At 60.5% G+C, this 7,999-nt stretch carries 6 protein-coding genes and 1 pseudogene; 3 read left to right on the forward strand and 4 right to left on the reverse strand.

Translation table 11 applies throughout. The annotated features are described in order from the left end of the window. Window positions 1–4 precede the first annotated feature (4 nt). The 4 genes from pilM to VKV57_17460 form a co-directional block, all read right to left on the reverse strand. The gene (gene pilM / locus VKV57_17445) at window positions 5–1,066 is read right to left on the reverse strand and encodes a type IV pilus assembly protein PilM (GenBank protein ID HLW61690.1); all 1,062 of its coding nucleotides are present in this window, start codon (window positions 1,064–1,066) and stop codon (window positions 5–7) included. A gap of 377 nt (window positions 1,067–1,443) precedes the next feature. Beyond that, on the reverse strand, window positions 1,444–2,793 hold the full coding sequence (locus tag VKV57_17450; protein HLW61691.1) for an exopolysaccharide biosynthesis polyprenyl glycosylphosphotransferase: 1,350 nt from the start codon (window positions 2,791–2,793) through the stop codon (window positions 1,444–1,446). A 59-nt stretch (window positions 2,794–2,852) separates the two neighbouring features. After that, window positions 2,853–3,680, reverse strand: a complete 828-nt coding sequence (locus tag VKV57_17455; GenBank protein HLW61692.1) for a WecB/TagA/CpsF family glycosyltransferase — start codon at window positions 3,678–3,680, stop codon at window positions 2,853–2,855. Next, window positions 3,674–4,798 (reverse strand): glycosyltransferase family 4 protein, encoded by a 1,125-nt coding sequence (locus VKV57_17460; protein ID HLW61693.1) that lies wholly within the window; start codon window positions 4,796–4,798, stop codon window positions 3,674–3,676. The genes VKV57_17455 and VKV57_17460 overlap by 7 nt, the downstream gene beginning before the upstream one ends. 308 nt (window positions 4,799–5,106) lie before the next feature. Between VKV57_17460 and VKV57_17465 the strand changes: the two are divergent. The 3 genes and pseudogenes from VKV57_17465 (at window position 5,107) to VKV57_17475 (ending at window position 7,797) form a co-directional block, all read left to right on the forward strand. Continuing rightward, window positions 5,107–5,268, forward strand: a pseudogene (locus VKV57_17465) (integrase core domain-containing protein). Window positions 5,269–5,721: 453 nt separating this feature from the next. Then, on the forward strand, window positions 5,722–6,546 hold the full coding sequence (locus tag VKV57_17470; GenBank protein ID HLW61694.1) for an ABC transporter permease: 825 nt from the start codon (window positions 5,722–5,724) through the stop codon (window positions 6,544–6,546). Between the two features lie 3 nt (window positions 6,547–6,549). Beyond that, window positions 6,550–7,797, forward strand: coding sequence for an ABC transporter ATP-binding protein (locus tag VKV57_17475; protein ID HLW61695.1), 1,248 nt, complete (start codon window positions 6,550–6,552; stop codon window positions 7,795–7,797). The last annotated feature ends 202 nt before the right edge of the window (window positions 7,798–7,999 follow it).

The raw sequence follows: 7,999 nt of genomic DNA on the forward strand, positions 1-7,999 counted from the left end.
AGTCTTACTCTCCTCTCAGCGCGAGGCCAACCGCCACGGCCATCGTGGGGCCGACGTCGTTCAGGTATTCTGGCGGAAATGCGTCCGCGCGGAAGGTGGTAAAGGGGTTGCCGATCTCCACCGGCAGCCCGAGCTCCTCGCTCAGGAACGGCCCGAGGTTCTTCAGCTTGGCGGTCCCACCCGTCAGGACCACTTTGGCCACCGCTTGCCCGCGGGATCGGGTCTGGTAGTAGTCGAGCGACCGGCGGACTTCGGTGAAGATGCTGTTGATCACCGGCAGGATAGCGGTGTGGACCTGCACGAGGGTCGGATCGTCGGGCTGTTGACCCTCAAGCAGCAGTTGCGCCTTCTCCTCTTTCAGGGTCTGGGCTGCGGGGAACTCGAGGCTCAGGGCTTCGGCGATCGCTTTGGTCACCGCGTTGCCCCCGTTGGAGATATTGCGCGCGAGGCGAAGGCGGTCGCCTTCCATGATGATGATGTCGGAGCTCTCCGCCCCTAGATCAATGTAGACGATCGTCCCCTCCGCTTGACCGTTCCGCCGGCCGACGGAGCGGAGCATGGAGAACGGGGCGACATCGAGGACCCCCGCCGACAGCCCGATCGTCTGCAGGGCCGCTAGTTGACGGCTGACGACCTCCTTGCGCGCCGCGACGAGAAGGATCTCCACCTGTCCTTCCTCCACCGCCTTCCCCAGCACCTGGAAGTCCCGGCTGACCTCACGGACACCGTAGGGGAGGTAACGCTCGGCTTCGTACGCGACCGCCTGCTCCAGTTCCGCCGGGGGCATCTCGGGAAGCTTCAACTCGCGGACGATCACGGCTTCCCCGCCGAGCGCCGTGACGACCCGAGTCCCCTTGATCCCCGCGGCGATCATGAGGTTGCGGATGGCCGCACCCAGGACGTCGGCGCTCGCCGCCGCACCGTCAGCTACGGCGCCGGCGGGTGTCGGGGCCGCAGCGAGGTGAGTGACCTTAAATCCCCCACCGGAGGGCACCACCTCGACTGCCTTCAGGGTGTGGCTTCCGAGATCCAGGCCAATGGATACCCGGCTACCGAACAAGCCCATGGTTTTGGGCCTCCTTCAAGGTGGTGCGAACCCGTATTCGCCTTTCTAGGGCCTGGGTCCTGCAACCGGATGCGAACAACTGTTTGGATCACCAGCAACTCGAACTGCGCGACGGGCGACTCGGAGGTCCCGTCCGTCGGGTTTGCCTCCTGATGACTAAGGGTGCCTAAGAACCGGCCTCGCCGCCCTGCCAACGGCGTGGGTCGTACCGAACATGCTGGAAGCCGACGTCACCTAACTCCACTTTCCGAGATCCGCGTGGGTAATCGCCGCGAAGGCGCCTGCGGTTCACCACCGAACCGCGCTTGACTCTTAGAATGTATGCCGAAATTCCCCAGATCTTAGACACCGAACTTCGCCCCGGATCTCCCACGAGACTAACGCCCCCCCAAGATGACCGGAACGGTCTTCACGAGAACAATAACATCCAACCACAGGGACCAGTTGTTTACGTACCAGCGATCCAGGCGCGCGCGCTCGCGCAGGTCCAATGCGTTCTTGCCACTCACCTGCCACAACCCCGTCATCCCGGGGAGCACGCCGCACATGCTGTCGTGGTCGAGCAGCGTCATCTCCGGAGGCAAGTACGGCCGAGGGCCGACCAAGCTCATCTCCCCGCGCACAACGTTAAGGAGCTGCGGGAGTTCATCGAGAGAGTATCGCCTGAGGATCTGCCCAAGGCGGGTGACCCTGGGATCGTAGCCGCGCAGCTTGCGGAAGCGTGCCCATTCGTCGGCCGAGTCCGGATGGGCGGCGAGGAACTCGCTCAGGCGCTGATCGGCATCAACGAACATCGTCCGCAGCTTGTAGCAGGCGAACGGAATGTGTCTCCGGCCAACACGCGGTTCGACGTGGAAGACCGGCCCCCGGCTTTCGAGCCGGAGCAGCAGCGCTGCCGCCGCGATGAACGGAAGAAGCATCAGGCCGACCGCGGAGGCCACGGCCAAGTCGAAGGCCCGCTTCACGGCCAGGTTCCACGGCTTGAGGAGATTGTTCGGGACCCGGAGAAGCAGGGCGCGATCCTCCAGGAGCCCCAGAACCTCTACCCCGAGGACGGGCACCTCAGCGAGGTCGGGGACGATCATGATGTTCTCGGCGACCTCACGCAATTGCTCCACGAGGCGAAGGAACTCGGCTCGTCCCAGGTCGGGCGTCGCCAAAATAACCTCGCGGGCGCCGGCGGCAACAGCCCGGGCTGCCGCTAAGGCGGGGTCCGAGATCACCTCAACGACGTCATACCCGAGGGTGCGATTGCGCCGAAACCCCTCCAGAAGCGTCTCAGCCATGACGCCCTCCCCGACGAGGAGGGCGCGCTTCCGCCACGGGCCCGCGATGAACAAGGCTTCCTTGACGGCACCTCGGGAGAGCGGCAACGTCACGAGCAGGAGACCCCACGCCATGGCGACGACCGGACGCGAGACGTCGTCAGAGATCTTTGCGACAGAGAGCACGGCAAAGATGAGGACCGTGCCGACCGTCGCGCCGATGAGGCAGCGCCGAACCTCCTCCCAATACGGATCGCGACGCGTATACAACCCCGCGTAGGCCAGCGCGCCGAGGTAGGCGGCGGGAATCCACCATAGGGCCGCGTAATGGGGCAGCGAGTAGGTCGGCCGATCAAACGCCTTGGAGATCACGGGAAGGATCGTGATTCGCACCCCGACGGCCGCCCCGAGGGCAATGGTCAATGCGCCCAAGTCGCAGAGCACCAGCGCGAGGAACGACACCCCCCGAGCCCACGCCCGGGACCGGGCCCAGACGGCGGGCAGCCAAAATGCGCGGGAGCTTACTTTCTGAAGGTCCGGGTCCGCTCTTTCCACCATTCCTTCAGCAATATGCCCAGAAACGCGCCGTCTCGGACCAGGTATCGCCTCCAAAGCCGCCTCGGGTCGAGAGCCAACCGCCACAGCCACTCAAGCCCCGCCCGCTGCATCCAGCGCGGCGCGCGGCGCTGAGTCCCCGCCGCAAAATCGAGGGCCGCCCCGACGCACACGACCACGGTGGCGTTGAGCCTGGCCCAATGGTGATGCACCCAGAATTCTTGCTTGGGGGCACCGAGGGCCACAAACAGCAGGGCCGGTTTAGTTGCATTGACTGCCCACAGGGCTGCCGCCCCCGCCTCGCCAAACGGTTCGAAACGATCGGGTGGAGTGTAAGTACCTGCGACACGCAGCCCTGGATACCGTGCGGCTAGACGTGCCGCAGCTTGATCCGCGACCCCCTTCTGACCCCCCAAGAGGAAGACGGTGTGGCCTCGCTCAGCCGCCATCTCGCATAGCGCGGGGAGGAGGTCAGCGCCGGCGACCCGGGCACGGAGCGACCGGCCGAGGAGGCGGGTTCCCCACACCACCGGCATACCGTCGGCAACGCGCAGCGCCGCGCCATCGCATGCGGCGCGGAAGGCCGGATCCCTCTGATACTGAACCACGTGGTCGACATTTGGGGTTACCACGTATCCTTGCGTGCCCCCGGTAATAGCTCGATCGAGGAGGGCAACGGTTTCGGCAAGATCGAGGTCGTCAAAGGCGATCCCCGCAAGCGCCAATCGTCGAGGCCGGAGGTCACCGTTCCCTTGAAGCAACCGCGCAAACGCGCCGCCCTCACTCTTTAGCACACGACATTCCTTCCAAGGGCATGGCGATAAACTTGCTCCACCTGCCCCACCACAGCATCCCATCTGAACTGCGAGGCCGTTGCTCTCGCTTGCGCGCCAATCTTTACCCGCTCGACGAGCGGGAGTCGCATGGCGGCTACGATTGCGTGAGCGGCAGTCCGTGCATCTGCGAAATCGACCAGGAATCCGTTCACTCCCGAGTGGATAATCTCTCGGAACGCGATCATTGCATTCGCTACCACGAGTGCGCCGGCCGCCATCGCCTCCACGACGGAAATCCCAAAGCCCTCGTAGTCTGAGGGGGCGAGGACCAGATGCGCCCTCGCCACATACTCGCGTAGGGTCTCGTCGTCAACCGCACCGACAAAAAAGACGGACCTCCCCACCCCACGCGCTCTGGCCTGGGCCTCCAACGTTGCTCGCAACCCATCTGAATCTGGCCCTATAATCACGAGCTGCGATTCTGGGATCTCCCGCCGGATCAACGGGAGCAAGTCAATCAGTCTGTCGATGCGCTTATTCTCGGCGATCCGCCCGACAACGAGCAGGAGTCCGGGCTCCGCTGACTCATGAGAGCGGAAGAACATGTCATCAATGCCATTTCCAATGACAACTCGTTTTGCCGACGGCACTATTGAGGCAAAGAGGCGATCATCCTGTCTGCTGACGCAAATAACCCGGTTTACCTGGCCCAGTGCCAAACGGGTTACGGTGTGGAAGTAGGCCCATTTGGCACCAAGCGCCCAGGAGGTGTGGAAGAATCCTCCGTGCGTGGAGACGATCAACGGCCTACCGTGGTACCACTTGGTGATGGCGAGGTAGTCCACGAAGAAATCAATAGCATGTACATGCACCAAATTGTACTTCGTGACTCTTCCCAAAATGGTCGGGGCAAGGAAAAACCTGCGCCCCCCCGTGAACGGGAGCCTGAACACTTTCACGCCATCCACGACATCATTCGGAGGCAACACTTCGGAGGTCCGCCATAAACGTCTGAGTGTCGCAACATCGCAATCGTGCCCTCTTTGTTGTAGGTGATGACAGAGAGCCATTACCGCCTTCTCGATCCCACCCACGGAAGGATGGAACTGGCGGACGACGTGAAGAATCCTCAGCATATTCCTGTCCCCATTATCCCCCTTAAGTTCCCCGCCCCTCCCAATTGTGGACACTCTTACCCGACCCCCTTCTAAAGCAGCTCGAACATTCCACTTCTTGGCGCGCTGCACAACGGGCAAAGTTAGCTGGTTCGCGCAATACATCTCAACCGTAAGTTGGCAGGGCCGCGCGACCTCCCCGCAGATCTTGAAGTTTCGCCCGCCAAGGTTCGACAATAATTGGATCACAAAAAACACTCTATCCCACAAGAAAAAAGGGCCAGTCCCCTCCTTTACGCCCAAGGGCGTGGGCGCCGGTTCAACGGCTGCAAACCAAGCACAAGATCACGCGCCCCTTTCGGCCGCAGATCAACGAAAAAGCCGAGCGGTTCGTGCAAACGTTGCCGCACGAATCGGCGTACGCGTGGCTTTATTGCTTGAACCAGGAGCGCCGAATCACGTTTCCTAAATGGCTGGACTATTACAATCATTGTCACCTCTCGCACGGCGCTTGAAGGACGGGTACCAGCCATGTAAGTGTCAACAACGTGTAGGAAACACACCTCGGACCTGATCGCAATGCTTTCTCCGAACCCGCCGATCAAACGCTTTCTGCCGAAGGAACATTGTGGTGGACACTCACCCCGTTCCCCATGACTATCTCGATACTTCCCCCATTTTCCCGTTTGCGCTCATTAAAGCAGGCTCGTACGCAATGACCGCGCGGCCCACCAAAACCCAAGCACACGAGGTGCTCTCATAAAGAATCAGCGAGCATGGCTGCAAGTCCGACAGTCGCAAGGACCGCCGGGGGTCGGGTGGGGACGGGAAATTAATCCCCTAAGGCTAGCATGAAACCGCTAAACTCGGCCTTGAATTGGTAATAGGTATTGTGGAACCAATTGGTATGTTCGGGGAGAACATGATGGAAGGCATCGAGTGACATGAATGAGCTGGTGATCAAGGGAAACCGGCCCCCAGGGGTCCTCGACGGTTTGCGAGAGGTCTGGTTCTTCCGGGAGGTCGTTTGGGCTTTCGCTGAGCGCAACGTCCGGCTGAAGTACAAGCAGGCCACTCTCGGCGTCGCGTGGGCAATTATCCAGCCGCTTGCCTTTCTCGGCATTTTTACGGTCATCTTTGGGCGATTCGCTGAATTGTCAAAAGGGAACCACTCGTATGCCGCGTACGCCCTGTCCGTACTGGTGCCGTGGATATTCCTCCAAACCGCCGTTTCGATCGGTGCACAGATGCTCGTGTTAGATGGGACACTTGTGAAGAAAGTGTACTTTGCTCGCGAGGCACCAATTTTAGGCGCGGTGCTTGCAACAGGACTTGATTTCATCATTGGGCTTGCCTTAGTGCTCATCATGAACCGGTATCTCGGTGGGCGGCTGGCATGGACCGTGCTGCTCGCCGCGCCCCTTTGGTTATTGATGGCCATCCTGGCCGCGGGCTTAGCCATGACATTCGGGGCGCTAACAGTCTACTATCGCGACTTTCGATATGCACTGCCGATTCTCTTGCAGCTCTGGATGTTTGCCAGTCCAGTCGCTTATCCCCTAACAGCTGTGCCGGCGAAGTGGCGGGCACTGTATGTGTTGGCAAACCCTGCGGCCGGGATCCTTGACGCCTTTCGGCGGATCCTCGTTGAAGGAGTGGCCCCTGATGGGGGGCTCCTCTTCACCAGCACGATAATCACGTTGATCACGGCCTGGGTGGGCTATCTGATCTTCAAACGCATGGAGCCCGGGTTCGCCGATGCGATTTAGCTCATGACCTGGGCGGTCAGATTTGAGGAGGTCAGTAAGCGGTATCGTGGAGGAGGACCACGCCATGCCTCCTTACGAGAAGATCTAACACAATTGGGGGCAAGAGCCGTTGCCCTTCTTCGTCGCCGCGAAACCGTCGACCAAGGAAGAATAGCTCTCGATAAAGTCTCCTTCGAGGTGGAAGCTGGGGAGTCATTCGCCCTTATAGGGCCTAACGGAGCTGGCAAGACGACCGCCTTAAAGCTCCTGGCTCGGATTTCATACCCAACGCGTGGAAGCGTTCGTTTTCGTGGACGCGTGGGCGCGCTCATTGAAGTTAGCACGGGCATACATCCTGAGTTGTCCGGGCGTGAAAACATTTGGATGTACGGACGGATCATGGGAATGTCCGGGCGTGAGATCAAACGACGGTTCTTCAACATCGTAGATTTTGCTGAACTCGGCAGTGTATTGGATATGCCGACAAAAATGTATTCGAGCGGCATGCAGTTGCGCCTCGGATTTGCGATCGCCAGTCACATCGATCCAGACATCTTCGTTGTTGATGAGGCTCTGGCTGTTGGAGATGCGGGGTTTCAAGCGAAATGCGTGGAACGGATGACGGCGTTAGTGAATGAAGGCAGAACGCTTCTCTTTGTTTCGCACAATCTCTCCGCGGTCGAAACCATTTGCCGGCGAGGAATGTTCTTGCTCGATGGGCGTGTCGAGGTCATCGGCAAGAGCGACGAAGTTCTGCGTCGCTATCTGGACTGGGTAGATACACGCCAGCTTGAGCGGATCGGGCGCGAAGTACAATTCCGGCCCTCAGGTCTTCTCCGGATCGACCACGTTTCGTTCCACGATGGCACAGGCATAGAGAAAGGAGTCTTCCGCACCGGCGACGATGTGGAGATTCGCCTCGCGGTAACGGCTGAGGCGCGCATCGCCCGGCCATTTTTTTCCATTGGGATCACAGACGGGCGCCCGGGCAGCCTAATCCTTTGCTCGATGCTGGTCGATGGAAAAGTTCCGGACGAGATTGAGGGCATGTCCACTTTGGCCTGCCGCATCCGGCGGATTCCCCTCCTTCCCCGAGTCTATCAGGTCTGGTGCTCGGTCCGGAGCAACCATGGCTATGGGGAAATCTTTGACGGCCAGATCGTTGGCGCTTTTCGGGTCGCGGAGACCTCTCTGAAGTTTAATGGCCCCGGAGCGATTGCCCACACCACTGCCGACGCTCCCATTTTTACCGAATATGAGTGGCTCTGGTGACTCCGCCGGGCGACACCCAAGGACGCCATACCGTATTGACCTTTAGTGCGTCGGTAGGCATCTAGTTGCAGTTCCCATTTAGGTTGTTGACACTGGAACGCCTTCCAGCGTTTGTGTGGGGCGGAAGCAGTGAGCCCCAAGCTGGGAGGCGTTCATGGGTCATACACGGGGCAAGCTCACGCCGGTGGGCCGGTTGTTGCTC

It is taken from the genome of bacterium (assembly GCA_035307765.1).
Taxonomy (GTDB): domain Bacteria; phylum Sysuimicrobiota; class Sysuimicrobiia; order Sysuimicrobiales; family Segetimicrobiaceae; genus Segetimicrobium.